At 59.8% G+C, this 25,621-nt stretch carries 23 protein-coding genes; 13 read left to right on the top strand and 10 right to left on the bottom strand.

What is annotated here, in order from left to right; genetic code table 11:
* Window positions 1–94: 94 nt before the first annotated feature.
* From DA915_RS11495 to DA915_RS11480, 4 genes are all read left to right on the top strand, one after another.
* The gene (locus DA915_RS11495; protein WP_003510369.1) at window positions 95–766 is read left to right on the top strand and encodes a tetratricopeptide repeat protein; all 672 of its coding nucleotides are present in this window, start codon (window positions 95–97) and stop codon (window positions 764–766) included.
* A gap of 133 nt (window positions 767–899) precedes the next feature.
* Entirely contained in the window at window positions 900–2,330 is a 1,431-nt protein-coding gene (gene der, locus DA915_RS11490) for a ribosome biogenesis GTPase Der (protein ID WP_107675857.1), read from the top strand.
* 202 nt (window positions 2,331–2,532) lie between these two features.
* Window positions 2,533–3,141: a DUF2026 family protein gene (locus DA915_RS11485; protein WP_107675856.1), complete on the top strand. Its 609-nt coding sequence runs from the start codon at window positions 2,533–2,535 to the stop codon at window positions 3,139–3,141.
* Between the two features lie 120 nt (window positions 3,142–3,261).
* Window positions 3,262–3,873: a hypothetical protein gene (locus DA915_RS11480; protein WP_162722784.1), complete on the top strand. Its 612-nt coding sequence runs from the start codon at window positions 3,262–3,264 to the stop codon at window positions 3,871–3,873.
* A 192-nt stretch (window positions 3,874–4,065) separates the two neighbouring features.
* Here the strand turns inward: DA915_RS11480 and DA915_RS11475 are convergent, their stop codons facing one another.
* Together DA915_RS11475 and DA915_RS11470 are read right to left on the bottom strand one after the other, a co-directional pair.
* Window positions 4,066–5,115 (bottom strand): bifunctional monoglucosyl/glucuronosyl diacylglycerol synthase, encoded by a 1,050-nt coding sequence (locus tag DA915_RS11475; RefSeq protein ID WP_107675930.1) that lies wholly within the window; start codon window positions 5,113–5,115, stop codon window positions 4,066–4,068.
* Window positions 5,116–5,312: 197 nt separating this feature from the next.
* Entirely contained in the window at window positions 5,313–6,233 is a 921-nt protein-coding gene (locus DA915_RS11470) for a sugar kinase (protein WP_192886464.1), read from the bottom strand.
* A 153-nt stretch (window positions 6,234–6,386) separates the two neighbouring features.
* On the opposite strand from DA915_RS11470, the gene DA915_RS11465 reads away from it, so the two are divergent.
* A complete protein-coding gene (locus tag DA915_RS11465; protein ID WP_107675855.1) occupies window positions 6,387–8,051 on the top strand; it encodes an alpha-glucosidase family protein in 1,665 nt (554 codons plus the stop codon).
* Complete coding sequence (gene aac(6'), locus DA915_RS11460) at window positions 8,048–8,500, top strand: aminoglycoside 6'-N-acetyltransferase (RefSeq protein ID WP_004430089.1); 453 nt, start codon at window positions 8,048–8,050, stop codon at window positions 8,498–8,500. The genes DA915_RS11465 and aac(6') overlap by 4 nt, the downstream gene beginning before the upstream one ends.
* Before the next feature lie 191 nt (window positions 8,501–8,691).
* On the opposite strand, the gene ade is transcribed toward aac(6'), so the two are convergent.
* Window positions 8,692–10,386 carry an adenine deaminase gene (ade, locus tag DA915_RS11455; RefSeq protein WP_107675854.1) on the bottom strand — a complete coding sequence of 565 codons (1,695 nt, stop codon included), beginning with the start codon at window positions 10,384–10,386 and terminating at the stop codon, window positions 8,692–8,694.
* A gap of 277 nt (window positions 10,387–10,663) precedes the next feature.
* Between ade and DA915_RS11450 the strand changes: the two genes are divergently transcribed.
* Window positions 10,664–11,608: an HD-GYP domain-containing protein gene (locus DA915_RS11450; RefSeq protein ID WP_107675853.1), complete on the top strand. Its 945-nt coding sequence runs from the start codon at window positions 10,664–10,666 to the stop codon at window positions 11,606–11,608.
* Here DA915_RS11450 and DA915_RS11445 read toward each other — a convergent pair.
* Entirely contained in the window at window positions 11,605–12,117 is a 513-nt protein-coding gene (locus DA915_RS11445) for a GNAT family N-acetyltransferase (protein ID WP_162695560.1), read from the bottom strand. The genes DA915_RS11450 and DA915_RS11445 overlap by 4 nt on opposite strands.
* On the bottom strand, window positions 12,114–14,303 hold the full coding sequence (locus tag DA915_RS11440) for an anthranilate synthase (protein WP_107675852.1): 2,190 nt from the start codon (window positions 14,301–14,303) through the stop codon (window positions 12,114–12,116). Before DA915_RS11440 ends, DA915_RS11445 begins: the two co-directional genes overlap by 4 nt.
* Window positions 14,304–14,585: 282 nt before the next feature.
* On the opposite strand from DA915_RS11440, the gene DA915_RS11435 reads away from it, so the two are divergent.
* Complete coding sequence (locus tag DA915_RS11435) at window positions 14,586–15,530, top strand: extensin family protein (RefSeq protein WP_107675851.1); 945 nt, start codon at window positions 14,586–14,588, stop codon at window positions 15,528–15,530.
* 56 nt (window positions 15,531–15,586) lie between these two features.
* Here DA915_RS11435 and DA915_RS11430 read toward each other — a convergent pair whose 3' ends face one another.
* Window positions 15,587–17,827 carry a TonB-dependent hemoglobin/transferrin/lactoferrin family receptor gene (locus DA915_RS11430; RefSeq protein WP_107675850.1) on the bottom strand — a complete coding sequence of 747 codons (2,241 nt, stop codon included), beginning with the start codon at window positions 17,825–17,827 and terminating at the stop codon, window positions 15,587–15,589.
* Window positions 17,828–18,169: 342 nt separating this feature from the next.
* Between DA915_RS11430 and DA915_RS11425 the strand changes: the two genes are divergently transcribed.
* Window positions 18,170–18,691, top strand: a complete 522-nt coding sequence (locus tag DA915_RS11425) for a TIGR00645 family protein (RefSeq protein WP_107675849.1) — start codon at window positions 18,170–18,172, stop codon at window positions 18,689–18,691.
* Window positions 18,692–18,791: 100 nt separating this feature from the next.
* On the top strand, window positions 18,792–19,508 hold the full coding sequence (locus DA915_RS11420; RefSeq protein WP_107675848.1) for a LuxR C-terminal-related transcriptional regulator: 717 nt from the start codon (window positions 18,792–18,794) through the stop codon (window positions 19,506–19,508).
* 31 nt (window positions 19,509–19,539) lie between these two features.
* Here the strand turns inward: DA915_RS11420 and DA915_RS11415 are convergent, their stop codons facing one another.
* The 4 genes from DA915_RS11415 to DA915_RS28880 form a co-directional block, all read right to left on the bottom strand.
* Entirely contained in the window at window positions 19,540–20,697 is a 1,158-nt protein-coding gene (locus tag DA915_RS11415) for a DUF2333 family protein (protein WP_004430117.1), read from the bottom strand.
* A 238-nt stretch (window positions 20,698–20,935) separates the two neighbouring features.
* Window positions 20,936–21,388, bottom strand: a complete 453-nt coding sequence (locus tag DA915_RS11410; RefSeq protein ID WP_004430118.1) for a pseudoazurin — start codon at window positions 21,386–21,388, stop codon at window positions 20,936–20,938.
* Between the two features lie 113 nt (window positions 21,389–21,501).
* Window positions 21,502–22,083, bottom strand: coding sequence for a thymidine kinase (locus DA915_RS11405; RefSeq protein WP_004430120.1), 582 nt, complete (start codon window positions 22,081–22,083; stop codon window positions 21,502–21,504).
* Between the two features lie 42 nt (window positions 22,084–22,125).
* A complete protein-coding gene (locus DA915_RS28880; protein WP_192886477.1) occupies window positions 22,126–22,452 on the bottom strand; it encodes a hypothetical protein in 327 nt (108 codons plus the stop codon).
* Here DA915_RS28880 and DA915_RS11400 point away from each other — a divergent pair.
* The 3 genes from DA915_RS11400 (at window position 22,400) to choV (ending at window position 25,533) form a co-directional block, all read left to right on the top strand.
* Window positions 22,400–23,353, top strand: coding sequence for a choline ABC transporter substrate-binding protein (locus tag DA915_RS11400; RefSeq protein WP_004430127.1), 954 nt, complete (start codon window positions 22,400–22,402; stop codon window positions 23,351–23,353). The two genes, DA915_RS28880 and DA915_RS11400, sit on opposite strands and share 53 nt — an antisense overlap.
* A 285-nt stretch (window positions 23,354–23,638) precedes the next feature.
* Complete coding sequence (gene choW / locus DA915_RS11395; RefSeq protein ID WP_060727470.1) at window positions 23,639–24,490, top strand: choline ABC transporter permease subunit; 852 nt, start codon at window positions 23,639–23,641, stop codon at window positions 24,488–24,490.
* Window positions 24,487–25,533, top strand: coding sequence for a choline ABC transporter ATP-binding protein (gene choV, locus DA915_RS11390; RefSeq protein WP_004430131.1), 1,047 nt, complete (start codon window positions 24,487–24,489; stop codon window positions 25,531–25,533). The genes choW and choV overlap by 4 nt, the downstream gene beginning before the upstream one ends.
* The last annotated feature ends 88 nt before the right edge of the window (window positions 25,534–25,621 follow it).

Here is a 25,621-nt window from a genome sequence, read left to right as displayed (position 1 = left end):
GTTGGCCTGACTTTCGCTGACCCGGGTAAGCGGCTTGGTATGTCCGCGAACGGATGGATCGGCGACGATCTCCGCGCGGGTAACGGAGAATTTGATGGCAAACGAAAATGATACCTTTATCCGCGAAGTGAACGAGCAGATCCGTTCCGAGCAGCTGTCGCGCTTCTGGGGCCGTTACGGTATCGTGGTCGTCGGCGCCGCCATTCTCGTGGTTGTGGGCGCCGCCGGCGCCGGTATCTACGAATACTGGAACACCAGCCGCGCTTCCAACTCCGGCGACCAGTTCCTCGTGGCGCTGAAACTTGCCTCGGAAAACAAGACGGATGAGGCGCTGAAGGCCTTCGCCGATCTCGAAACCTCCGGTCACGGCAATTACCCTGTTCTGGCGAAGTTCCGCTCGGCCACGCTGCTTTCGCAGAAGGGCGATGCTGCCGGCGCCATCGCCGCCTTCACCGCCATCGGCAACGACACCTCCGCACCGCAGGTCTTCCGCGATACCGCCAAGGTGCGTGCGGCATGGCTGCTGGTGGATAACGGCACCTATGACCAGGTCGTCGCCCTTGCGGAGCCCTTGAGCACCGATGGCCAGACCATGCGTGCGTCTGCCCGCGAGGCTCTGGGTCTTGCCGCCTATAAGGCTGGCGATTTCGCCAAGGCCAAACAATGGTTCGAGCAGATCATCAGCGACACGCAGGCGCCGCGCAACGTGACGAACCGCGCGCAGATCATGCTCGACAACATCACCGCTTCGGGCAAGGCTGCTTAAAGCGGCTGCGCCACGCAAGATCGCTCCGGCATTTCTTCGCATTGCCAAAGCGATCCAACTCTTTATTTTACGCATGTCTTTTGCCCAAAACAGGTAACGTTTTGGGCAGACTTGCTCTAGGGAACCAAGATCAATGAGCTTCACCGTCGCCATAGTCGGGCGCCCCAATGTCGGCAAGTCCACGCTTTTCAACCGTCTGGTCGGAAAGAAACTGGCGTTGGTGGACGACACGCCGGGTGTCACCCGTGACCGCCGCCCCGGCGAGGCGAAGCTGGTCGACCTGCGTTTCACCATCATCGATACCGCCGGTCTGGAGCAATCCGGGCCGGAAACGCTTCAGGGCCGCATGTGGGCACAGACCGAAGCGGCGATTGACGAAGCCGATGTGACGCTGTTTGTCGTGGACGCCAAGGCGGGCCTGACACCGGCTGACGAGACGCTGGCCGAAATGCTGCGCCGTCGCGGCAAGCCGGTGGTGCTGGTGGCCAACAAGTCGGAAGCGCGCGGCTCCGATGCCGGTTTCTACGACGCCTTCACGCTGGGTCTCGGTGACCCTTGCCCGATCTCGGCCGAACACGGCCAGGGCATGATCGACCTGCGTGACGCCATTGTCGGGGCAATTGGCGAAGACGCCGCTTTCCCGCCTGAGGTGGATGAGGCGGAGACGGATATCGTTCTGCCACGCGGCGAGCCGGGCAGCGAGGACGAAGAAGATGAAGAGCCGGTTTATGATGAGACCAAGCCGCTGCGCGTCGCCATCATTGGCCGGCCGAATGCAGGCAAGTCGACGCTCATCAACCGTTTCCTCGGTGAAGACCGCCTGTTGACCGGCCCGGAAGCCGGCATTACCCGCGACAGCATCTCGGTCGAATGGGACTGGCGCGGCCGCACCATCAAGATGTTCGATACGGCCGGCATGCGCCGCAAGGCCAAGGTGACGGAGAAACTGGAAAAGCTCTCGGTCGCGGATTCGCTGCGTTCCATCCGCTTTGCGGAAACCGTCGTCATCGTGTTCGACAGCACCATCCCGTTCGAAAAGCAGGATCTGCAGCTGGTTGACCTCGTCATCCGCGAAGGCCGCGCCGCTGTGCTTGCCTTCAACAAGTGGGATCTGGTCGAAGACCCGCAGGCCTATCTGGCCGATCTGCGCGAAAAGACCGAGCGGCTTCTGCCGCAGGCGCGCGGCATCCGCGCCGTGCCGATTTCCGGCCAGACGGGCTATGGCCTCGACCGGCTGATGCAGAATATCATCGATACCGACAAGATCTGGAACCGCCGCATCTCGACCGCCAAGCTGAACCGCTGGCTGGATTCGCAGACGACGCAGCATCCGCCGCCGGCCGTTTCCGGCCGCCGCCTGAAGCTGAAATATATGACGCAGGTAAAGGCCCGCCCGCCGGCCTTCATGATTTCCTGCACGAGGCCGGAAGCCATTCCCGAGAGCTATACGCGTTACCTCGTCAACGGTCTGCGCAAGGATTTCGACATGCCGGGCGTACCGATCCGGGTGCATTATCGCGGGTCGGACAATCCGTTCGAGAGCAAGGCGAAGAAGAGGCGGTAATCTGACGCGCGGCGTCGCGGCGCATTTCTTCTCCCCGTGGGGGAGAAGGTGGCCCGAAGGGTCGGATGAGGGGGAACCCTCTCCGTATACTGCCAGCCTAGCCCCCTCATCCCACTGCCGCGACCTTCTCCCCGGCGGGGAGAAGAAACAAGGGGCACCAGCTCGCTCCAATTTCACTGTCCGGTTTTGAAGAGTAAAAACCATGTTGATCAAGCAGACCGACTATTTCAGGATTTACCGGGTCATCAACAGCCTGCTCCTCAGCCAGAATGCCGATCCTGCTTCGGCCTCCATGTATTTCAGCACCTTCGGCGCGTTCATTCTGCAGCAGCATTACAAGGTGAAGGCGGTGCCGAAGGGCGGGCTCGCGGCCTATAATCTCGGCGGAACGGTTTTGCTGTTCGCCGATCATCGCGAAGACGGTTATGTGACTGGCGCGGGCGAGAATTTCCACTGCTGGGTGGAGGCGGATGGATGGGCGATCGATTTCATGGCGCCCGCTTTTTCGCAAGGGGCCGATACGCTTGCGGTACCGGCAAAGATGTTCCAGCGGCCGCTCTCGGCCATGGCGGCCTCCATCAACGATCTCGGGCAATCCGGCGATTTCTTTTACCGCTCCGAGCCGGAAGCCACGGCCAAGCGCTTCGCCGACTGGCACAAACAGGCGATGATCGGCGATATGGCGAGCGTTGCCGCCAGCTGGTTCCGCAAATCGCCCAAACAGATGGCGGCGTCGCTCTCGGTAACCGATCGGGATGGTAAGCCGCGGACCGTACTGCTGTCCGGCCAAACGCTTGCCGGAGCGTGGTGAAGGCAGGTTACGCGGTACGGCGTCGATCCCGAAGGTTTGGTAGGGAAAGGCCTTTTGATTTATAAGGGCGCCGGTGCTACGCAGACTGAGCTGCAACAGGGACGGGATCGACGTGCTCCTATGGCCGATGACACCATTTCTATAAGCTTCACGCCCGACCCGAAACATGTCCCTTCCTATGTCTACGGCTATCAAAATCAGGCTTATGAAAATTACAGCATGATTTTCGACAAGTCCTGGGCTCGCCATTTTTCCTCAGCGCGAGTCAAGCTGTCGATATTTGCGGGGCTGGCTGCGGCTTTCATCTATTCCATAAGCCTGCCGTGGTTTCCGGGCGTCTGGCCGGTGGTCGGTTATTGGGTGTTCGCCCCCGCACCGATCGTGGCTCTCGCCATCTGGTTTATTATCTGGCAGGGCGCGAGACGGGAGGCGAAATCCTATTATGAGGTTCTCGCTCACTGGAATATCGCCCACGAGCGAATGTATTCGCCTCACACCCAGGTCGAGATCGGGCCTCAGGGCTACAAGCAGGTCACACGGCTGGACACCGTGCAGCTGAGCTGGGCGCGCTATCATCTCGCAATCACGCCACCGGATAGTCTGGTGCTGGTTTTCCATGGGACGGTGGTCGTGATACCCAGCAGTGCCTTGCCGATCGCGCCAAAGGATGTTGTCGAGAAGATCAATCACTGGTGCACAGCCCAGCAAAAAGAGCTTCTGCCTTTATCCTGAAGCGGCATCTCGAGGGATGTGGCGGGGTATCATCCGCAAAAAGGACGGCCAGCGTGTTCTCGCGGCAGCCGCCTGACGTCAATCAGCAGCCCGACCCCGTTCTAAAGATAACGGCAGTCGCGTCCTGATCGCCTTGTGACATTCCCGCTCGGTTTCGTCCACTGTTCCCAAAGAAAATCTCGGGGATTGCCTTCACGCCAGTTGGGAACGGGATAACTGCGGCAGCGATTTCCCGGCGGCGTGGATGACATTGTCGAGAAATTGCCTTGAAGCCTTTTCCCAGCTGTAGCTTTTGGAGAGCGCCAGCGCCGCCTGTGGCGAACAATGAAGCGCCGCCAGGCAGGCATCGCGAAGATTGTCGTCCAGCGCGCCGGCGGCGGGGTTGCCGCCGAGAATGTCGATCGGTCCGGTAACGGGGAAGGCGGCCACGGGCACGCCGCTTGCCAGCGCTTCCAGAATGGTGTTGCCGAATGTGTCGGTCTTCGAGGGGAAAACGAAGACATCGGCCTGCGCATAGGCGTCGGCTAGGTCCTCACCGGTCTTGACGCCGGTGAACAGCACATCAGGATATTTTTCCTGCAATTCATGGCGGGCCGGGCCGTCACCGATGACGATCTTCGAACCCGGCAGGTCGAGGTCGAGAAATTCCGGCAGGTTCTTCTCCACCGCCACACGTCCCACCGTCATGAAGATCGGCCTCGGCAGGTCGAAAGGCAGCTTTGCCTTCGGGCGGGGATGGAAAAGCTCGGCGTCGATGCCGCGGCTCCAGCGCTTCAGGTTGCGCACGCCGCGCGCTTCCAGCTCGGTCTCAAGGCTCGGGGTGGCCACCATGCAGGTGTTGCCGCCATTGTGGAACCAGCGCACGAAGGCATAAAGCCAGCTTTCCGGGACGGGGAAACGCGCCGCCACATATTCGGGAAAGCGTGTGTGATAGCTGGTGGAAAAACGCATGCGGTTCTTCACGCACCAGCGCCGCGCCATGAAGCCCAGCGGCCCTTCCGTCGCGATATGCACGAAGGAGGGCTGGCTTTTTTCGATCTCCGCCGCCACACGGCGATAGCCGGCGACGGAGAGGCGAATTTCCGGATAGGTGGGGCAGGGGATGCTGTAAAAACTCTGCGGCGTGACCATGCGCACATCCACACCCAGCCGCGCCAGTTCGGTGTTGGTATTTTCTATCGAGCGAACCACGCCGTTGACCTGCGGGTGCCAGGCATCTGTGACAATCGTGATTCTCGTCATGAAACACTGATCCTGCTCATCTGCGCGCGGGCGAATCCCCATTGCCCGGCTTCTGTCCGTATATGCGGCGTGCGTGTTACAGGATCATGTCAGGGCTTTTGACGGCGGGGAAGCGGCTGAGAGGAGGCTCTCCGCCGCGTAGACGCACGTCGGCCGGTTTCCGGTGACAAACACAGGAATGAGGGGCAGAGAGGGGTCTATCCCACCAGCGGAAGCAGATCGGGGCTGATCAGCGCGCCGTGGTGACCGATGACGGTTGCCGCCGCCCTTGCGGCGAAGGTGGCCGCTTCCTCCGGGGAACTGCCGGTCACATAACGGGCGAGGAACGCGCCGTTGAAACTGTCGCCGGCGCTTGTCGTATCCACCACGTCCACGGCCTTTTCCGCCGGGGCGTGGCTGCGGCTGCCGCCGAAATCGAGCGTCGCACCCTTGGCGCCGTCCTTGACCACGATGTTTTCGACGCCGAGTGAACGATAGCGGTCGATGGTCGCTTCAACGGAAGCATCGCCGAAATGGCTCGCCTCGTCATCGAAGCTCGGCATGACAAGCGTGGCGGCGCGCGCACCGTTGGAAATGGTCTCGAGCATGTGGCCCTTGTCTGCCCACAGGCGCGGGCGGATATTGGGGTCGAACACCACCAGCTTGCCCGCCGCCTTGGCGCGGCGCAGTTCCGCCAGAAACGTATCGACATCATGCGCGGAGGCGAGAATGGCGAGCGTGATGCCGGAGAAATAGACAACATCGGCGCTTTCGACCGTTTTGCGCAGATGATCCGCGTCCGCCGCCAGCTGTCTTGCGGCGGCGGCGTTGCGCCAGTAGCTGAAGGTGCGCTCGCCGTCCTTCAGGTTGATGAGGTAAAGGCCGGGTGTGCCACCCTTGATACGGCGGATTTTTTCCGTGCCGATGCCGGCATCGGCAATGAAGGAGAGCATGTCTTCCGAAAGCGGATCGTCGCCGAGTGCGGTGAAATAATCGACCGACCAGTCTTCCGGCAGGCAGGCGCGGGCATACCAGGCGGTATTGAACGTATCGCCCGCAAAACCCTTGCGCAGCAGCCCGTCGCCGGCCTGCGACAGTTCCACCATGCATTCGCCAATCGACAGAAACCGTCCGCCCACGCTGTCATCCTCCCGTTTTTTCCAGCCATGCGGCTTACGACGAGTGCGCGCCGCTGACAAGGGCGGTTTTGGCCGTTTGTGCATGTGCGAAGTTCCGGTTTACGCGGCCGCGTCGGCTTTATATTCTCCGCTCAAACCATCAGGAGATCGCCCATGCCGCTAACCCATGCCCCGGTCCACAAACCCCAAGCGCAATCGGACTGGTGGAAGGGAGCGGTGATCTATCAGGTTTATCCGCGCTCGTTTCAGGATACGACCGGTGACGGCTATGGCGATCTTGCCGGGGTGACGAAACGTCTGCCCTATATCGCCTCGCTCGGTGTCGATGCCATCTGGCTCTCGCCCTTCTTCACCTCGCCCATGGCCGATATGGGTTATGACGTTTCCGATTATTGCAATGTCGATCCGATGTTCGGCACGCTTGCCGATTTCGACGCCCTGATGACCGAGGCGCACCGGCTGGGCTTGAAGGTCATCATCGATCAGGTCATTTCGCACACGTCAGATCAGCATCCCTGGTTCGTGGACAGCCGTGCCAGCCGCACCAACAGCAAGGCCGACTGGTATGTCTGGGCCAATCCCAAGCCGGATGGCACGGCGCCGACAAACTGGCTTTCCGTGTTCGGCGGACCGGCCTGGGAATGGGACGGCGTGCGCAAGCAATATTACATGCACAGCTTCCTCGCCTCGCAGCCGGACCTGAATTTTCACAATCCCGAGGTTCAGGATGCTCTTCTCGAAACCGTGCGCTTCTGGCTGGATCGCGGCGTGGACGGTTTCCGGCTCGATACCGTCAACCACTATTTCCACGACAAGCTTTTGCGCGACAACCCGCCGCTTTTCGACGAGGAAAGTTTTGGTCTCGATGCGTCCGACGTCAATCCCTATGGCATGCAGGATCATCTTTACGACAAGACCCGGCCGGAAAACGTGGCTTTCCTGAAGCGCTTCCGCGCGCTGCTCGATGAATATGAGGGCCGTGCAACGGTGGGTGAGGTGGGTGACGGGGCTCGGTCGCTGAAAACCGTGGCGGCCTATACATCCGGCAACGACAAGCTCAACATGTGCTACACCTTCGATCTCCTGGGGCCGGATTTCAGCGCCAAACATTTACGCGGTTCGGTCGAGACCTTCGGCAAGGTGGTAACGGATGGCTGGGTCTGCTGGGCCTTTTCCAACCATGACGTGGTGCGACACCTCAGCCGGTTTTCCGAAGGCGCTGAAGAACAGACACGGGTTGCGAAGCTCGCCATCTGTGTCCTCGCCAGCCTGCGCGGCTCCATCTGCCTTTATCAGGGCGAGGAGCTGGGTTTGACCGAGGCCGAACTTGCCTTCGAGGATTTGCGCGATCCCTACGGCATCCGCTTCTGGCCCGCCTTCAAGGGCCGTGACGGGTGCCGCACGCCGATGGTGTGGGAGACCGGCAAGCCGAATGCCGGTTTTTCAAGCGCTGAAAAGCCCTGGTTGCCGGTGCCCTATGTCCATGCCATGCAGGCCGTGGATGCGCAGGAGCGCAAGCCGGATTCGGTTCTGAACCACTATCGTGCGGTTTTGTCTTTCCGCAAAGGTCACGGCGCGCTGCGCGATGGGGACATGCACTTCATCAAGACCAATCTCGATGTGCTGGCCTTCACGCGCCAGAAGGGCGACGAAAAACTGCTGTTCGTTTTCAACCTGACGCGCGAGGCCCTGGAATTTCCGATACCGAAAGGCATGCGGGTCACGGATATCCTGCCGATGCCGGGTTTCGCGCCGCTGTTCGATGCGGGGATTGTCAAGCTCGATGGGCTGGATGTGTTTTGCGGGACAGTTGTATGAGCGGTCCATTCGTCATCGGAAACGCTGCCGACTATCGGGATGACTGGTGTCTTTTGCGACACCGCCTGTGGCCGGATACCACGCCTGACGAACATAGGGCGGAGTTGCAGGACGTCTCCGACGCCGGGGCTGGATTTATTGTCCACGATCCGGCGGGAGCGGCCATTGGTTTTGCCGAGGTCAGTCTGCGGCGGGATTACGTCAACGGCTGCGACACGTCGCCCGTGGCGTTTCTCGAGGGAATTTATGTCGAGGAGACGTTTCGCAGACAGGGCGTTGCCGCAGCGCTCGTGGCCGAAGTAACCCGCTGGGCCATCAGCCAGGGCGTCACCGAACTCGCATCCGATGCCGATATTGCAAATGTCGATTCCCATCGCATGCATGCGGCGCTGGGATTTGAGGAAACGGAGCGGGTGGTTTATTTCCGCAAGCTTCTGCCTTCGGATTGAGGGGCAGAGGCACAGTAGATGCTTCCCTCATTCCTGTGCTTGTCACAGTAATCTAGCCAGCCCAAGTCGTTGGGCTGAAAAGACTCTCTCGCCGCGCAGACGCGCGTCGACTGGATTCCTGCGACAAGCACAGGAATGAGGCTGGCGTTTCATGCGTGTTTCCCGTCTTCCGCCGAGGCATTTTCCGCCAATCAGATCAGCGCAAACCGATCCACATCCACCATGCCCATATCCGAAATCTTCAAATGCGGAATGACGGGTAGCGGCAGGAAGGCCACTTGCAGGAAGGGTTCTTCCAGCGTCGTGCCGAGCGCATAGGCTGCTTTTCTGAGTGTGTGCAGCGTATCGCGAACGGTCTCATAGGGTTCGAGGCTCATCAGCCCGGCCACGGGCAAAGCGATCTCGCCGGTGACCCTGCCGTCTTCCACCACCACGAAACCGCCCTTGATTTCGCCGAGCCGGTTGGCGGCCAGCGCCATGTCGTCCTCGTTGACGCCGACGACGCAGATATTGTGGCTGTCATGGCCGACGGTGGAGGCGATCGCGCCCTTCTTCAGGCCGAAGCCCTGAACGAAACCATTGGCGTGGTTGCCGTTCCTGCCATGGCGTTCGATGACGGCAACCTTGATGATGTCGTTCTCAAGATCGACGGTGGTCTGGTTGCCATCCGTCGGCAGCTTGTAGCGGCGGTGCTCGGTAATGATCTTGCCGGGAAGCACGCCCATGACCGGGCTTTCGCCCTCCGTGACCGGCACGCCGAAATGGGCCGCCAGCACCGGCCTTGCCTTGACGCTGTCGAGACCGACGGGGGCGACCGGTTTGCGCGTGGCAAACAGGGCGTCATCGACGATCCGGCCGCCGGAAAGCACCATGCTGGCCTTGCAGTTCTGCAGGCTGTCGACGACCACGAGATCGGCGCGCCAGCCCGGTGCAACGAGACCACGATCGCGCAGACCGAAGGCCTTGGCGGCGGAAATCGAGGCGGCGCGGTAGATGGCGAGCGGCTCGACGCCGCTGGCGATCGCCGTGCGGATCATATAGTCGAGATGGCCCTGTTCGGCGATATCGAGCGGGTTGCGATCATCGGTGCAGAGCGCCAGATAGGGCGACAGTCGCTCGGTTATGATTGGCATCAGGGCGTGCAGGTCCTTCGAGACCGAGCCTTCGCGCACCAGAATATGCATGCCCTTGCGGATTTTCTCCAGCGCCTCCGGGGCGCTGGTGCATTCATGTTCGGTGCGGATGCCGGCGGCGAGATAACCGTTCAGCGCCGTTTCGGACAGAAGTGGCGCGTGCCCGTCGATATGCTGGCCCTGGAAGGCCTCGAGCTTTGCCATGCACACCGGGTCCTTGTGGATGACGCCGGGAAAATTCATGAATTCGGCAAGGCCGATGACCTTCGGATGATCGCGGAACGGCAGCAGCTTTTCGATCGGCAGATCGGCGCCTGATGTTTCCAGATGGGTCGCGGGCACGCAGGAGGAGAGCTGCACGCGAATGTCCATGATGGTTTCCATGGCGCTGTCGAGGAAGAACTGAAGCCCTTCCTCCCCGAGAACATTGGCGATCTCGTGCGGGTCGCAGATGGCGGTGGTAACGCCATAGGGCAGAACGCAGCGGTCGAATTCGTGCGGTGTCACCAGTGACGATTCGATGTGGAGATGCGTATCGATGAAACCCGGAACGACGATTTTTCCGGAAATGTCGATTTCCTGTCGGCCCTTGTAGTTCTCGCAGGTGCCGACGATGGTGTCGCCACAGATGGCGATATCCGACGCGACGAGTTCTCCGGTAACGAGGTCGAAGAAGCGTCCGCCCTTGAGAACCATGTCCGCCGGTTCACGGCTCGTACCCTGGTCGATGCGCGTTTCAAGTCTGGAATTCATGCGGGTTTCTTCGGCTCCTGATTTGCGTCGTATGCGATAGTTTTCACTATTTACATTCTAAGGTTGTTTCTTGGTCTATCCGGATTGATTCTTTGAGTTTTAAATATATCCAGAGTAAAAAATTTTCATATTTGTGTTATCTAATCTTTCAAGGCCCAGGTTTAGGCAAGTTGGGAAGGCTTGACTTCACCTTTATAGTTTAGCCGGTTGCGCGCCGACATTTTTTTGAATTGCGGTTTCAGGTTATCATTCCCGGGAAGGAAAATAAAAGCATCTAATGCTCAAACGAATTTCCACCCAGCAACTGACGCTTGGCATGTTTATCGAAGCGGTCGAAGGAACGCTTTCGAACCAGGGATTTTTAAAGCGGCACCGCTTTCTTTTGCGGCATGAGGAATTAATGCGTCAATTGAAATTGAGCGGCGCCGAAAGCATCGTCATCAACACGGCCAAGGGGCACGACACCGAAGGCAGCAAGCGTTCTGCAGCCGTTTCACCGCCATTGTGCAATTGCCCGGAAACCGTGGCTGCCGTTACCCATGCCGTACGCTCGGCCGCCGATACCATTGCCGAAACCTTTGCCTCCGCTGAAGCCGGCGGCAGTGTCTCGCTGAAGGGCATGGCTGCGGCGGCGGGCAAGATTTCCGATGCCGTGCAGTCGAACCCGGCGATTTTCATCGGCGTCACCCGCCTGAAATCGAAAGACGAAACAACGTTTGTGCACTCGGTCTCGGTCAGTGGCCTGATGATTCTTTTCGGTAATTATCTCGGGCTCGACAGGGGAACGGTCAATCTGCTCGGCATCAGCGGGTTGCTGCATGATATCGGCAAGGTGGAAATCCCCTCATCGATCCTCAACAAGGCGGAAGGATTGAGCGCCAGCGAGCGGGAGATCATCAATCTTCACCCGGCATTCGGCCGGGATATATTGTCGCGCAACGCGCAGATGCCATCAATGGTGCTTGATGTCTGCTTCAATCATCATGAGCGGATGGATGGCGGCGGTTATCCGAGTGGCCGTGCGGGCAGCGAGATCAGCCTTTACGCCCGTATCGCGGCGATCTGCGACGTCTATGACGCCGTGACCTCGGTCAGGCCCTACAAGAAGCCATGGACGGCGAATGAAGCGCTGACATGGATGCTGCGCCGGGAGGGGCATTTCGACATGCAGCTTCTGAAAAAGTTTGCCCTGTGTATTTCGGCCTCGCTGCCGAGGGGTTAGCTGCCGAAGATGATCGCCATGTTGAGGCTGTCGATGTGACGCCCGTCGATCAGGACGGCGTCGCGCGCTCGGCCTTCATGCACAAAACCGATCTTTTCATAAAGCGCAATTGCTCTCGCATTGTCCGCATGTACGCTTAGCTCGACACGATGCAGCCCGCATTGACGGGCGGCATCGAGTGTCCGCCGCATCAGCCGCGCGCCAAGTCCCTTGTCACGATAGGCGGGCAGGATGCCCATGCCGAGCGTGCCGCAATGGGCGCGGGTTGCTCTGCTCTGGCGGCGAATATCGCACCAGCCGGCCACCTCGCCATCCGCAATCGCCACGAATTGCGGATGGTCGTTTTCGATCATGTCGAGAACGAAGGCGCGAACCGAATCGAGCGGCGGCGCCTCCAGGAAGCTCAGATATTTCCGCTCGCGCGATACCGCATCGAGAGCACGGTGAAAGCTTTCAACGTGCTCCGCCCGAATGGGTTCGATGCTGATGGCGTCGGTAGCCACCATCATGCCGCCTTCGTCTTCGCCTTGCGGGTCAGATGCACCACGACATTCTCGATCATCCGCATGCCGGCGTCCTGGCCGAGCGTCATGATCGATTCCGGGTGGAACTGAACGGCGGCAACGGGTTCCTTGGCGTGTTCGATGCCCATGATCGTGCCGTCCTCGCTTTCCGCTGTGATGATGAAATCACGCGGCAGGGTGGCGGGGTCGGCGAAGATCGAGTGGTAACGGCCGACGGTCACTTCCTTGCCGAGACCGGAGAAGACGAGGCCGGGTTCCAGCACGCGGATGCGCGAAGGCTTGCCGTGCATCGGCACCGCAAGCTGGCGCAGCTCGCCGCCATAGGCTTCCGCCAGCGCCTGAAGGCCAAGGCAGACGCCGAAGATCGGCAGGTCACGGGCGCGGGCGGCCTTGATCGTCGCCTTGCAGTCGAAATCCGTCGGGCTGCCGGGTCCGGGTGAAAGTACGACCAGATCTGGCTGGAAGCGATCGAACACGTCTGCGGCGACAGGCGTTCTGACGGTCGAGACGGTCGCGCCCGTCTGGCGGAAATAATTCGCCAGCGTGTGCACGAAACTGTCCTCGTGGTCCACAAGCAGGATCTTGACGCCGGTGCCAACCTTGGCGGCATCGCGCTTGGTGGCAGCGGAGTTGGTGCCCTTGGCATCGCGAATGGCTGATATCATGGCGGAGGCCTTGAGTTCGGTTTCTGCTTCTTCTTCCTGCGGATTGGAATCGTTGAGCAGCGTCGCACCGGCGCGCACTTCTGCGATGCCGTCCTTGATGCGGATGGTGCGCAGCGTCAGGCCGGTATTCATGTCGCCGTTGAAGCCGACCATGCCGATCGCGCCGCCATACCAGGCGCGCGGGCTCTTTTCATGGCCTTCGATGAAGCGCATGGCCCACAGCTTTGGCGCACCGGTGACGGTGACGGCCCATGCGTGGCTGAGGAAGCCGTCAAAGGCGTCCATATCGTCGCGCAGGCGGCCCTCGATGTGGTCGACCGTGTGGATGAGGCGCGAATACATCTCGATCTGGCGACGGCCGATGACCTTCACCGAACCCGGCTCGCAGACGCGGCTCTTGTCGTTGCGGTCCACATCCGAGCACATGGTCAGCTCGGATTCGTCCTTTTTCGAGTTGAGCAGTTTCAGGATCTGTTCGCTATCAGCAATCGGGTCGTCACCGCGCTTGATGGTGCCTGAGATCGGGCAGGTCTCGATGCGGCGGCCGGAGACGCGCACGAACATTTCCGGCGAAGCGCCGACCAGATATTCCTGATGGCCGAGATTGATGAAGAAGGAATAGGGCGAGGGATTGATCGCCTTCAGACGGCGCGAAATCGCTGATGGATTGCTTTCGCAGCGTTCCATGAACTTCTGGCCGGGAACGACCTCGAACAGATCGCCGCGGCGGAAGCTTTCCTTGGCCTTCACGACAAGTTCGGAATATTCGCCGGGACGGTGATCGCCCTTGGGCGGGATCGTATCGGTGGTCTTGAACGGCTCGGGTGTGATTTCGGAGGACTTGCCGTCCGTCGTCACGCCGGCCTTTTCGAAATCGTAACGGTCGATCCAGGCCTTGGCGGAATAATGGTCAACGACGAGGATTTCATCGGGCAGGAACAGCACCATGTCGCGCTGGTCTTCGGGCCGCGCCAGCGACAGCTTGATGGCGTCGAACTGGAAAGCGAGATCGTAACCGAAAGCGCCGAACAGGCCGATTGCCGAATCCGCATTCGAATAGAAAAGGTCGACGATGGCGCGCAGCGCAGTGAAGACGGTCGGGATTTTCGAACGTTCTTCCTCGGTGAAGACGCGGTCCGGCTCGTTGACGGTGAGATCGAGGCGGCGCGTGGTGGAAGCGCCAAGCGTGAGATCGGGCGTCGCCTTCAGCTTTTCGGTGATGAAGCCAAGCAGCACTTCGCCACGGCCATTATAGGCCTCGATCCACATCTTGCGGCCAAAACAGGAGATACCGAGCGGCGGATCGATGATGGCCGTATCCCAGCGGGTGTAACGGCCGGGATATTCATAGTTGGACGAGAAGACCGCGCCGCGATGGGAATCAAGCTTTTCGATATAATTATCGATGGCGTTGGCATAGTCGGCGGGCCGGCGTTTTCGGCTGACCTTGATGCCGCCTTTCGTCTCGTAGGTTTCCGCTCCGTCATCCTGAATGATCGTTACCATTTCTTTCGTACTTCCTGTTGTTCAGGCCCGATGACAGGCGGCAAAATAACAAAAAAGCCGCCTGAAAATTCGGGCGGCTTGGACTTTGTCTGAAGACATGACTGGTCAAGGCCGCGAAAAGCTGCCCCACCACCAGTTAGCAATGTTCTTAGACACGATATTCATGGGAAAATTGTTAGCGTGCACGATCCGCCTTGGCAAGCGGATTTCGGCAAGGGAGTGAACCTTACCGGCCGCCGCTGCGTTGCTCTCCTGCCGAAACGGTCAGGAGTGCCCCGAAAAATGCTTCATCGTCTGTGTCTTCTGGTAGCCACCCTCGCATTGATTTCCGCCTCTGAACCGCCGGCGCAGGTACCGGTGCCGCAGCCAAAACCGGGCGAGGGGCAATCCTCCACCCCCTCGGAAAAACCATCGGACGAGACGCCGCAAAGCCCGGCGGAAGCGCCGAAACCGGCCCCTAAACCGCAGCGCCCGGAAGAGCAGAAACCGGACGCGAAGCCGCAGGCTTCGGAGGAGCAGAAAACGGATGATGAAAAGACACCCGCAGATAAAGGTTCCGATGACGCCAGAAAGGAAGGCGAGGGCAAGGACGACGGGGAGCGTAAGAAGCCCGGTGACGAGGCGGCCAAACCCGACGAGAAACCACCGGAGCCGGTGAAACCGGAAGATCCGGCCGCACTTCAGGCATGCCTTGGCGCGTTGAAGGAGATCGGCGCTGAGTTCAAGCAGCTTGAGCCGATCCGCGATGCGGAGCAGGGGTGCGGCATCGAAGCGCCTCTCGAGCTTTCCGTGGTCCTGCCCGGCATCAAGCTGGAACCATCGGGAACCATGCGTTGCGAAACCGCGCTTGCGCTTTCCCGCTGGACCAAGGAGATGATGTTGCCGGCGGCGGCTCTCGCTTTGCCGGAGAAAAAGGTGACGGCCATTGCCAATGCCTCGACCTATATCTGCCGCAACCGCAACAGCGCGGAAAACGGCAAGATTTCCGAACATGCCAAGGGCAATGCCGTGGATATTTCCACCATTTCCTTCGACAAGGGTGAGCCGCTGGTGATGAAGCCGCGGGTCGAGGACGGGACGCCGGAAGGCGCTTTCCAGCGCACGATTACGGCCGCCGCCTGCCTGTTCTTCCGCACGGTTCTTTCGCCCGGCAGCGACGCGACCCATCAGGATCACCTGCATCTCGACGTGCTGGAACGCAAGGGCAGCTATCTCTATTGCCGCTGACAAAAAAGGGGCGACCCGAAGGCCGCCCCGACTGGAGATGATATTTCCGCCCGGATTTAGAATTTCTGGGTCAGGGAGATTTTGAAGGTGCGGCCTGCTTCCGTATAGAAATCGACCGGCTGGTTGACGGTGCTGACGGAATTCGGGTTCACGTCGCGGACGCCGACCCCATTCCAGTATTTCCTGTCAAACAGGTTGTAGATACCGGCCTGGATGCGCAGGCCCTTGGTCTGTTCCGGCTCCCACCAGCCGGTCAGGTTGAAGACGCCGTAGCCGGGGGCATCGAAGGTGTTGGCCACCCTGTCGTCACGCATGCCGGACGAGAAGACGCCGGTCAGTTCCGTACCCCAGACATCCTGCGCATAACCGACGCCGAGGACGGACTTGAACGGCGCGACCGTGCGAATGAACTCGTTGGTATCGGTGTCCTTGCCATAGGCGTAGGCAAGCGAGGCATGGGCGAAGAAGCCGTTTGCGAGATCCTTGCGGACCTTGGCTTCGACACCGGAGATTTCGACATTGTTACGGTTGCGATAGGTGAAGAGCGATCCGTTGCCCCTGCCGCCGAAGCCGGGGAACAGGGTGGTCGAGGTCGTGTATTGCTCGATGAAGTTCTTGTACTTGTTGTGGAACAGCGTCAGGCTTCCCGTCAGGTCGCCGGAGGCATAGTTCGCGCCGATTTCGAAACCATTGCTGGTCTCGGGGTTGAGGGCGGAATTGCCGACAACGGCGTAACCGGAGCTGATGTTGGAGAAGTTCAGATACAGTTCGTTGATCGTCGGGGCACGATAGGCCATCGACCATTGTGCGAAGAGCTGCAGTTCCGGCGTGACGTCGTAAGTTGCAAGAAGCTTCGGCGAGAAGCGCGAGCCGCTGTTGCCGCTCGGCAGGCCGAAGGTTCTGTAGCCGCCATTGCTGGAAACCGAACCGTCAGGGTCGTAGTCGTAGGAATCGAAGCGCAGGCCAGGGGTAAGACGGAAGCCGTTGCCGAAGGCGATTTCGTCATCGAGATAAAGGCCGAGGCTCTTGCCGCTCACGTCAGGCATGTCCGATTGCGAAGACGAGGTCGATCCGGCCGTATTGGCGAACAGTTCCTGGCTGAAATCGGTCGTCATGGCGTTGCCGCCGAAGCGGACCGTGTGCTGCACGCCGCCAAGCTCGAAACCGGATTCGAGGCCGCCGACGATGCCGAATGCGCTATTGCGCATGCTGTCTTCGCGAATATAGAGCGAATTGTTGGTCAGGCGGTCGCCCGCGCCGGACTCCTTGGAAAGGCGCGTCCAGTAAAGCGAGAGATTGGCGGCGTCGATCACGCCGTCGGTCGAGGGCGCCTCGTATTCATAATCGAGCGATACGCGGTCACGCTCGGTGTCCTCGTAGCCCCGGTAGTCGCCGATTCGGTAGGTCGATCCCGATACGCTGACGCCCTGCAGGGTCTTCATGTCGCTGCGGTCTCTCAGCGAATAACGCTCGGCCGTCAGTCCGATGCGGTGACCGCCTTCAAGATCCTGGCGGATCTTGAACATCAGGTTGCTTTCATAGGTATCGGCGGGGTTGGGCTTGGTGCGGCGCGTTCCGTAGACGTCGGCCGTACCCTTGTTGTCCGTCTCGTTGCCGCGCTTGTAGGAACCCTGGAACAGGACCGAGGTGTTCTCGATCTTCTTGGCGACGGCGATCGATCCGCCGACACTTCTGTCTTCGCTGTCATAGGTGGTCTTGGCCACGCCACCCCAGTCCCTGCCTTCGCCGATCAGGTCTTCCGGCTCGAGCGTGCGCAGCACGAGCGCGCCGCCGAGAGCACCGGAGCCGATGCGGCTGGAATCGGCGCCGCGCACCACATCAACAGTCGAAAGCGAGGAAAAATCGAAGCTCGAATTCGTATCACTGAGAGTGGTGGTGGCCTGGCCCTGGCGGGCGAAATTGTTGAAGTAGGGAACAGGAATATTATCGATCAAAGTGACGACGCGCGCGCCGCCGAGGCCGCGAATGAACAATCCGCCGGGCCTGCCGGGCTTGGCATCCACGTAATCGACGCCCGGTTCCGTGCTATTGCCGAGGTCCTTGATGCTGGCGATGTCCTTCTTGCGGATGTCTTCCGCTGTGGTCTGGCTTGCCAGCGGCGTGTCGGCGACGGCATTGGCGCTTTTGACACGCTTGCCCTTGACCACGATCTTTTCAAGCGTGGTGGTGCCGTCCGCCTGCGAAGCGGCATCCTGTGCCCGTGCGGGGCCGGCAAGCGGCAGGAGAGAGATGGCAGTGCACAGAAGCAACGCAGACTGCGTGCGCGAAATGGACATGAAGTACCCCCAGGTAGGCGCGCGAATGGGCCACGGCGCGCGAAAGCACGCCGCGTTTGCCGCCGCGGCTGAAACTGTTTTGATTGTTACGGGCGAGCCGATAAGCGAGGACTAAAAAACATGATGATAACTGTCAACATATTATATATGACTTTTTACATCATGTTTTAAAGCATAACGGTATGTTGCAAAAATACGACGCTTATCCTCAGCGGAGTCCGGCTGGTGAATGGGTGCGAAAACGCCGCGATACGGTCAAAGTCCCGACATTGCCGCTTGCTAGGATATTCGCAGCCAGTTTACATGGCGAAACAATAAACAGATTATTAATCGGATACGGAAATGAAGTCTCTTGAACTGCTCGTCGAGCGGATCATTCTCTCCAGCCGCTGGCTGCTTGTGGTCTTTTATCTCGGGCTCGTCGCGGCGCTCGCGGTCTATGCATTTTCCTTCATGCTCAAGTTTCTGAAGGTTGCAAAAAACGTCTTCACTTACGACGAAGCGGATATGATCCTTGCCATGCTCGGGCTGATCGATGCGGCGCTGGTCGCCAGCCTGATCGTCATGGTGATGATCTCCGGTTATGAGAACTTCGTCAGCCGCTTCGACGAGGCGGATGCGGAGGTTTCGTTTCTGGGCAAGCTCGACTCGGGCAGCCTCAAAATCAAGGTCGCGTCGTCGATCGTGGCGATTTCATCGATCCACCTGCTGCAGATATTCCTCAACGCCAGCCAGTATACGGACAGCCAGCTGATGTGGTTCACCATCATTCATCTGGCTTTTGTCGTCTCGGCGGTCATGCTCGGTTTCCTCGAAAAACTGATGGCAAAGCCGAAGGACAAATCCGAAAAGCCAGTGCTTTGATCAGGATGGTCCAGCCGATATGAAGGTCGCAACCCCGTCCTGGCCATGCCGCATGTTTCTCGCTCCGGGCAGCGCGTCCCGGCGCGGCGAGGGCGCGTGAATGGCGAAGACGGAGCGTCAGGCCAGACTTTGTGACGATCTGTCGGCTGCGGCCGACAAATCCCAATGGCTGGAGGCGCTGCGGGAGGTGATGCGCGCCTTCGGTTACGCTTATGTGACCCTGCTGCGGTTACCCGGCGGCCAGAATGTTTATGCCTTGCCCACGGTCGTTGAAAGCAGCCTGCCGATCTGGGTTGTGAATGCGATGACCAAGGAAGGCGCACTTGGGGATTGTCCCGTCATCAAGCGCGGCGCGTCATCGATGATGCCGCAATATTGGTCGCTGCAGGACCCGGATATTGCCGGTGGACCGCTGCTGCATGCGGCGGCCTCGCTAAGCAGCATGGGCATTACCTCCGGTCTCATGGTGCCGGTGCACGGCATGTACGGCAACCGCCATCTGATGAATTTCGCAGGCGATCGCGATGTCCTGCCGCAAGCCTCGCTGAACGAGCTGAGCATGATCGTGCTGCATGCGCTGGAGGTTTATGACCGCCTTTGTCGCGCCAATTCCAGGGGTCCCTCGCCACTGACGAAACGGGAACTCGACGTCGTGCGCTGGACGGCGCAGGGAAAGACCTCCGTGGAGATCGCCGAGCTTCTCTCCATCTCGGAACATACCGTCAATGCCTATATGAACAACGCCATCCGCAAGCTCGATTGCGTCAACCGCACCCAGCTCGTGGCCAAGGCCATACGCCTTGGCCTGATAGACTGATCGAACCTGTCGTCCGGGGGAGGCCTCTGCCTTACCGGTCGAGAACCGAGCGAAGCTCGACGAGATTCGAGCGCACCCGCAAAACGTAAAATCCCATGGTGGCGAGGTGCGACGGCATGATCCAGCCGCTTTCCTCACCATTGGAAATGATCGCCGGCTGGATGCGCAGCGCCGCGCGGGTTTGCAACAGCGTGTCGTTCCACAGGTTGGTCAGGTTACGCTCGCGGATGACTTGCGCGAAGTCCGATCCGGCGGCGGAAAGCACGCCGTAATAACCATAGAGCTGGCCATAAGCGAACCAGAAGCGGTCGTCGGCGCGGGTGTCGAACCAGCCGCCATTATAGTTTTCCGAACGCTCGCGCAGGATCGCCGATGTCGAACCGATGTCGCCGGCGATACGGTCGATGAACTGGATCAGGTTGTCGGCGCGGGTATCGAAGACCGCCTTGCAGGCCGTGAGTTCGCCGTTGAAGGCCTGGAAGCTGCGGATGGCGGCGCGGTAATAGCTGGGGGTCGGCGTCTTCGGGCCGAAGGGATCGAGGCCGAAATACCAGGAATATTCGCTGAACTGCATGTTGCCGCGCGCTTCCTGGAGATTGTTATTGATGCCGGAGGTTCCGCGCACGCGGCCGAGCGTATCCACCAGTTCAACAGAGGTGCGGCGCACGGCCTGGTTTACACCGCGCTGGAACGAGGCCTTGTTGTCCAGAAACGGCGTGCTGTCCCAGTCCATGCCGAAGAGGCCGAGACGATAGAGCAGCATGGAGGAAATCCAGGCGTTCTGGTTGACGTTGAAATCGGTGAGATCGGCGGCGGCGTCGACGATGGCCGAACGCTGGCAAACAGGCGCGGATGTGTTCGCGGCGGCACCCGTTGCGCCGGCGGGCGAAGTCGGGCTGGCGGCCGGCAATTCCTGTCCGGGCGGCACGGTACGTTCGGCAAGCTTGTAACGGGAAATGTAATCCGGATCGAAATTGCTCCAGACCTGCGTTTGCCAGACGAAATATCCGTAAAAGCCGGCAAGCAGGATGAGAACCAGAGCGATCGGGCCCTTGATGATCCAGTTGCGGCCTTGATACCAGCCATGGGCGGCCATGAAGGGCCACAAAAGCCAGGCGACGAGAAGACCGGCGGCCCTGCCGATGGCGCTGAAGGCTGCCTGAATCCAGGCGGTGATCCGGTCGATCATGTCGTCATAGTCTCCTCTGCCCGTGGGGCTGGACGCCGGAAGAAAGAGCCTCGGTCCGGCCGCACCCTTCGGCGCTTCGTATAAACCGCGGTCATTTACTGTCTTCCAGATATGTCCCGGTCAACCGGGATACAACATGATTGCGAAACTTTTCTCAACCTGCGGTCCGCGCCGGCCGTTATGGCTTTCCACACCGATTGTGGAACAACGGCCGCCGCGGAACCGAAGGGATATGCGGTTAGAGGCCGAGCTTGGCGATCTCGTCATTCAGCCGGTCGCGCGCCTTTTTCGGCAGTTTGCCGTTCTTGACGGCGTCCAGATTGGCCGGTGCCGCATCGCCAACGACGACGAGCGCGATCATGCCCATGCCGAGATGCGGTGTGCATTTGACGACGTAGGCGCCTTCCTTCTCGACAGTCACCTTCACCGTCTCGTTCATCTTGCCCTTGAAGTCGGCGACACCCTCAGGGATCATGTCCTTCACGGCTGCCGCATCATGACCCTTGTCGACCGGGACGAAGGTGATGACGTCGCCGACGGCGGCCTTGACGGTCGCGGGTTCGAAGACCATCGCCTGGCCGTCGCTGCCCTTGTTGAGCATCTTCACTTCGATTTCGGCAGAAAGGGCGGGAAAGGCGAAAAGACCTGCGAGAATGGCGAGGCCGGCGAATTTGGCAGTTCTGTTCTGCATAATTTTGCTCCTGAGAGAAAGCACATCCACGCGAATGTGTCGCTGTCGTCTTAGCCCGGGAGCAGGGCAGCCATCTTTGCGGAAAATCAAATGCGGCAACCGGACGCAGATGCTCACTCGCCCTTGAACGTCTCCACCCAGTGGCGGCGGCAGAAGGAAACGTATTTCTCGTTGCCGCCGACATCGATCTGTGCGCCTTCCGTCACGACCTTTCCTTCATTGTCGAAGCGGGCCACCATCGTTGCCTTGCGGCCGCAATGGCAGATGGTGCGGATTTCGCGAAGCTCGTCGGCAATGGCGAGGAGTTCTTTCGAGGCCGGAAAAAGCTTTCCCTGGAAATCCGTGCGCAGGCCGTAGGTCATGACCGGAATGTTCAGTTGGTCGACAATCTCGGCAAGCTGCCAGACATGGTGTTCGGAGAGGAAATTGGCCTCATCGACGAAAACGCAGGCGACCGGCCCTTCGGCATTGTGGGCCGATACCTCGGCGAACAGGTCGGTATTTTCATCGAAGGTCAGGGCGTCGGAGGAGAGGCCGATGCGCGAGGCAACGCGGCCGACGCCCGCCCGGTCGTCAAAGGCCGCCGTGAAGATCAGCGTGCGCATGCCGCGTTCGTGATAATTATAGGACGCCTGCAGCAGCATGGTCGATTTGCCGGCATTCATCGTTGAATAATTGAAATAGAGTTTTGCCATTATCCACTCCCGGAGCACCCGCGTATGAATGCCCCAACCTCTTCAATCGGCACACCATGCCTCACAAACCGGTCCCGGTTCTCCAGCCGATGTTGCATCCTGCGTCTTTTGACGAGGAAGACGCGGATTGAAAAGTATGGCCGTGGGAAAAACACAGATTTCTAAGGCCTGCCCTTTTTCGACATGGCACCGCTGAATACCGACATTTTCACCATTTTGTCGCAAACGGTGGGCCAAAGCACGCAAATGCACGCGAGTTGATTGTGTCCGGCAGATATTGATAATGGCAAGGGAACGAAAAAACAGGGAGCAAGCGATGTTTGCAAATAGAAGTCGCTGTCTGGTCTTGGCCGCAGCAATCTCCTCCATGACGTTCAGCGCGGCCAGCGCCGCCGAACCGGCAAGTTGCGGCACAGTGCGTTTTTCCGATGTGGGCTGGACCGACATCACCGCCACAACGGCGACCGCCACCGTCCTTCTGAAAAGCCTTGGCTATGAAACCGACGTCAAGCTTCTCTCCGTCCCCGTTACCTACACGTCCCTAAAAAACAAGGACATCGACGTCTTCCTCGGCAACTGGATGCCGACCATGGAAGGCGATATTGCGCCTTATCGCGAAGACAAGTCTGTCGAGACGCTTCGGGAAAACCTGACCGGCGCCAAATACACGCTGGCGACCAATGCCAAAGGCGCCGAACTCGGCATCAAGGATTTCAAGGATATCGCCGCCCACAGTGCTGATCTCGGCGGCAAGATCTATGGCATCGAACCCGGCAATGACGGCAACCGCCTGATTCTCGACATGGTGGCCAAGGACAGTTTCGGACTGAAATCATTCGAGGTGGTCGAATCGTCCGAGCAGGGCATGCTCTCCCAGGTGGCGCGTGCGGAAAAATCCGGCGAGCCGATCGTCTTTCTCGGCTGGGAACCGCATCCGATGAATGCGAATTTCAAGCTGACCTATCTGACCGGCGGCGACGAGGTCTTTGGCCCCAACCTCGGCGGCGCGACGATCCATACCAATGTCCGCAAGGGTTACGTCGAGGAATGCCCGAATGTCGGCGCTTTCCTCAAGAACCTGCAATTTTCCCTGCCCATGGAAAACGAGATCATGGGCAAGATCCTGAATGACGGCCTTGAGGGCGAGGCGGCTGCAACCGCCTGGCTGAAGGCCAACCCGGCGGCGATCGAACCCTGGCTCGCCAACGTCAAGACCAAGGACGGCAGCGCCGACGCCCTGCCCACCGTAAAGAAGGCTCTCGGCCTTTAAACCGCAAGACTATGCATGACTGCATCCGGCCTGCATGGCAGGCCGGATCAGCGGGAAATAACGATGCCCATGCATGACCTTGCCTGTGAATTTTCAGACATTGAAGGTCATGTGCCAGCACCGCGTCCGGCAGTTCCGCTGCCGGCCGTCATTTCTGCATTGGAGCAATTCCGGTAAAACGGGATGACGATGCTCCATTTCTTTGTTGTCTGCGCAATTCCGGACGCAAAACCGCTACGCACTTTTGCTGGAATTGTTTTAGTTCACGAAAGGTCTTTTCTTACCGTGGAATGGCTCAGCGCTCCTGAAAACCGCCTGCCCGTCGGCCGATATGCCAAGGAGGCCATTGACTGGCTGACCGGCAATCTCGCTTTTTTCTTCGATTGGCTTTCCTTCATTTTCCAAAGCGTCATCAACGCCCTGCTTTATGTACTGCAGGCGCCGCATCCGCTGGTCATCGTCGCGATCTTGACGGCGCTTTCGGCCTGGACGCGCCGCTCCGTCGGCATGCCCATCTTCACCGCGCTCGGGCTGCTGCTCATCATCAATCTCGGCTATTGGAAAGCGACGACGGAAACGCTGGCGCTGGTCATCGCCGCCAGCGCCGTGTGCATGATCATCGGCATACCGCTCGGCATATTGGCGGCCCGGCGCAAGTGGATCTATGCCGGCATGCGCCCGGCGCTGGATCTGATGCAGACCATCCCCACTTTCGTCTATCTCATTCCGGCGCTGGTGCTGTTCGGTCTCGGCATGGTTCCGGGCCTCATCGCCACCGTCATCTTCGCCATTCCGGCTCCCGTGCGCCTCACCCGCCTCGGCATCGTCTCGACGCCGCCGTCGCTGGTCGAGGCGGCCGTCGCCTTTGGTGCGACGCCTTCGCAAGTATTGCGCAAGGTGGAGCTTCCCTTCGCCGCACCGCAGATCATGGCCGGCCTCACCCAGACGATCATGCTGTCGCTGTCGATGGTGGTCATTTCCGCGCTGGTGGGCGCCAATGGTCTCGGGGTGCCTGTCGTGCGCGCCTTGAACACCGTCAATATCGCCATGGGCTTCGAAGCGGGACTGTGCATCGTCATCCTGGCGATCGTTCTCGACCGGCTTTTCCGCCTTCCCGGCGCGGAGGATGATCTATGAGTGACGCCATCATCTTCGGAAATGTCGATATCGTTTTCGGCGACCGGCCCGATGCGGCGCTGCCGCTGATCGACAAGGGCAGCACGCGGGACGAGATCAATACCGAAACCGGACTGGTTCTCGGTGTCGCCAATGCCTCGCTCTCGGTCAGCGAAGGCGAGATACTCGTGCTGATGGGGCTTTCCGGCTCCGGCAAATCGACCCTGCTCAGGGCCGTCAACGGGCTTGCGCCCGTGGTGCGCGGCAATGTCGGCGTGAAGACCAAGTCCGGCTATGTCGATCCCTATCGCTGCCCGGCGAAATCGCTGCGCGATCTGCGCATGCACACGGTTTCCATGGTCTTCCAGCAGTTCGGTCTTCTGCCCTGGCGCAATGTGGCTGACAATGTCGGCTTCGGGCTTGAGCTTTCCGGCGTGCCGGAAGCCGAGCGCAAGCGCATGGTGGCCGAGCAGCTGGAACTGGTCAATCTCTCCGCCTGGGCCGACCGCAAGGTGGGAGAGCTTTCCGGCGGCATGCAGCAGCGTGTGGGGCTGGCGAGAGCGTTTGCCACCGGCGCGCCGATCCTGTTGATGGACGAGCCGTTCTCGGCGCTTGACCCCCTCATCAGAAGCCGCCTGCAGGACGAGCTTCTGGAATTCCAGAGCCGGCTGAAGAAAACTATCCTCTTCGTCAGCCACGATCTGGACGAGGCCTTCCGTATCGGCAACCGTATCGCCATGATGGAAGGCGGACGCATCATCCAGTGCGGAACGCCGCAGCAGATCGTCAAGCAGCCGGCCACGCAATATGTCGCGGATTTCGTGCAGAACATGAACCCGATTTCCATGCTGACTGCTGCCGATGTGATGAAGCGGGGCGTGGACGAACGCAACGGCCAGATGAACGTCGCCGCCACCGCCCGTCCATCATCGCCGCTGATCGATATTCTCGATGCGCTGTCAAAAAATTCCGGAGCGATCGGCGTCGTCGACAATGGCGCGATCATAGGTACGATTTCCGCAGATGAAGTCGTGGCAGGGCTGACGCGTCACCGCAAAAAATAGTGATTCGCTCGTCTGAAGAAAGAAAGGGCCTTCATGGAGGGCCCTTTTTCTGTTTCTACAAGATCTTTGCAGTGCAAGTTATACCTTC

The sequence above is a fragment of the Agrobacterium sp. LAD9 genome, assembly GCF_003031125.1.
GTDB lineage: Bacteria > Pseudomonadota > Alphaproteobacteria > Rhizobiales > Rhizobiaceae > Agrobacterium > Agrobacterium radiobacter.
The sequence above is the reverse complement of the archived record's forward strand: the minus strand, read 5'-3'. Positions and strand labels throughout refer to the sequence as shown.

Coding starts and splice junctions, on each gene's coding strand:
- DA915_RS11495 (WP_003510369.1), top strand. CDS start 95: ATGGCAAACGAAAATGATACCTTTATCCGCGAAGTGAACGAGCAGATC.
- der (WP_107675857.1), top strand. CDS start 900: ATGAGCTTCACCGTCGCCATAGTCGGGCGCCCCAATGTCGGCAAGTCC.
- DA915_RS11485 (WP_107675856.1), top strand. CDS start 2,533: ATGTTGATCAAGCAGACCGACTATTTCAGGATTTACCGGGTCATCAAC.
- DA915_RS11480 (WP_162722784.1), top strand. CDS start 3,262: ATGGCCGATGACACCATTTCTATAAGCTTCACGCCCGACCCGAAACAT.
- DA915_RS11475 (WP_107675930.1), bottom strand. CDS start 5,115: ATGACGAGAATCACGATTGTCACAGATGCCTGGCACCCGCAGGTCAAC.
- DA915_RS11465 (WP_107675855.1), top strand. CDS start 6,387: ATGCCGCTAACCCATGCCCCGGTCCACAAACCCCAAGCGCAATCGGAC.
- ade (WP_107675854.1), bottom strand. CDS start 10,386: ATGAATTCCAGACTTGAAACGCGCATCGACCAGGGTACGAGCCGTGAA.
- DA915_RS11450 (WP_107675853.1), top strand. CDS start 10,664: ATGCTCAAACGAATTTCCACCCAGCAACTGACGCTTGGCATGTTTATC.
- DA915_RS11445 (WP_162695560.1), bottom strand. CDS start 12,117: ATGATGGTGGCTACCGACGCCATCAGCATCGAACCCATTCGGGCGGAG.
- DA915_RS11440 (WP_107675852.1), bottom strand. CDS start 14,303: ATGGTAACGATCATTCAGGATGACGGAGCGGAAACCTACGAGACGAAA.
- DA915_RS11435 (WP_107675851.1), top strand. CDS start 14,586: ATGCTTCATCGTCTGTGTCTTCTGGTAGCCACCCTCGCATTGATTTCC.
- DA915_RS11430 (WP_107675850.1), bottom strand. CDS start 17,827: ATGTCCATTTCGCGCACGCAGTCTGCGTTGCTTCTGTGCACTGCCATC.
- DA915_RS11425 (WP_107675849.1), top strand. CDS start 18,170: ATGAAGTCTCTTGAACTGCTCGTCGAGCGGATCATTCTCTCCAGCCGC.
- DA915_RS11420 (WP_107675848.1), top strand. CDS start 18,792: ATGGCGAAGACGGAGCGTCAGGCCAGACTTTGTGACGATCTGTCGGCT.
- DA915_RS11415 (WP_004430117.1), bottom strand. CDS start 20,697: ATGATCGACCGGATCACCGCCTGGATTCAGGCAGCCTTCAGCGCCATC.
- DA915_RS11410 (WP_004430118.1), bottom strand. CDS start 21,388: ATGCAGAACAGAACTGCCAAATTCGCCGGCCTCGCCATTCTCGCAGGT.
- DA915_RS11405 (WP_004430120.1), bottom strand. CDS start 22,083: ATGGCAAAACTCTATTTCAATTATTCAACGATGAATGCCGGCAAATCG.
- DA915_RS11400 (WP_004430127.1), top strand. CDS start 22,400: ATGTTTGCAAATAGAAGTCGCTGTCTGGTCTTGGCCGCAGCAATCTCC.
- DA915_RS28880 (WP_192886477.1), bottom strand. CDS start 22,452: ATGGAGGAGATTGCTGCGGCCAAGACCAGACAGCGACTTCTATTTGCA.
- choV (WP_004430131.1), top strand. CDS start 24,487: ATGAGTGACGCCATCATCTTCGGAAATGTCGATATCGTTTTCGGCGAC.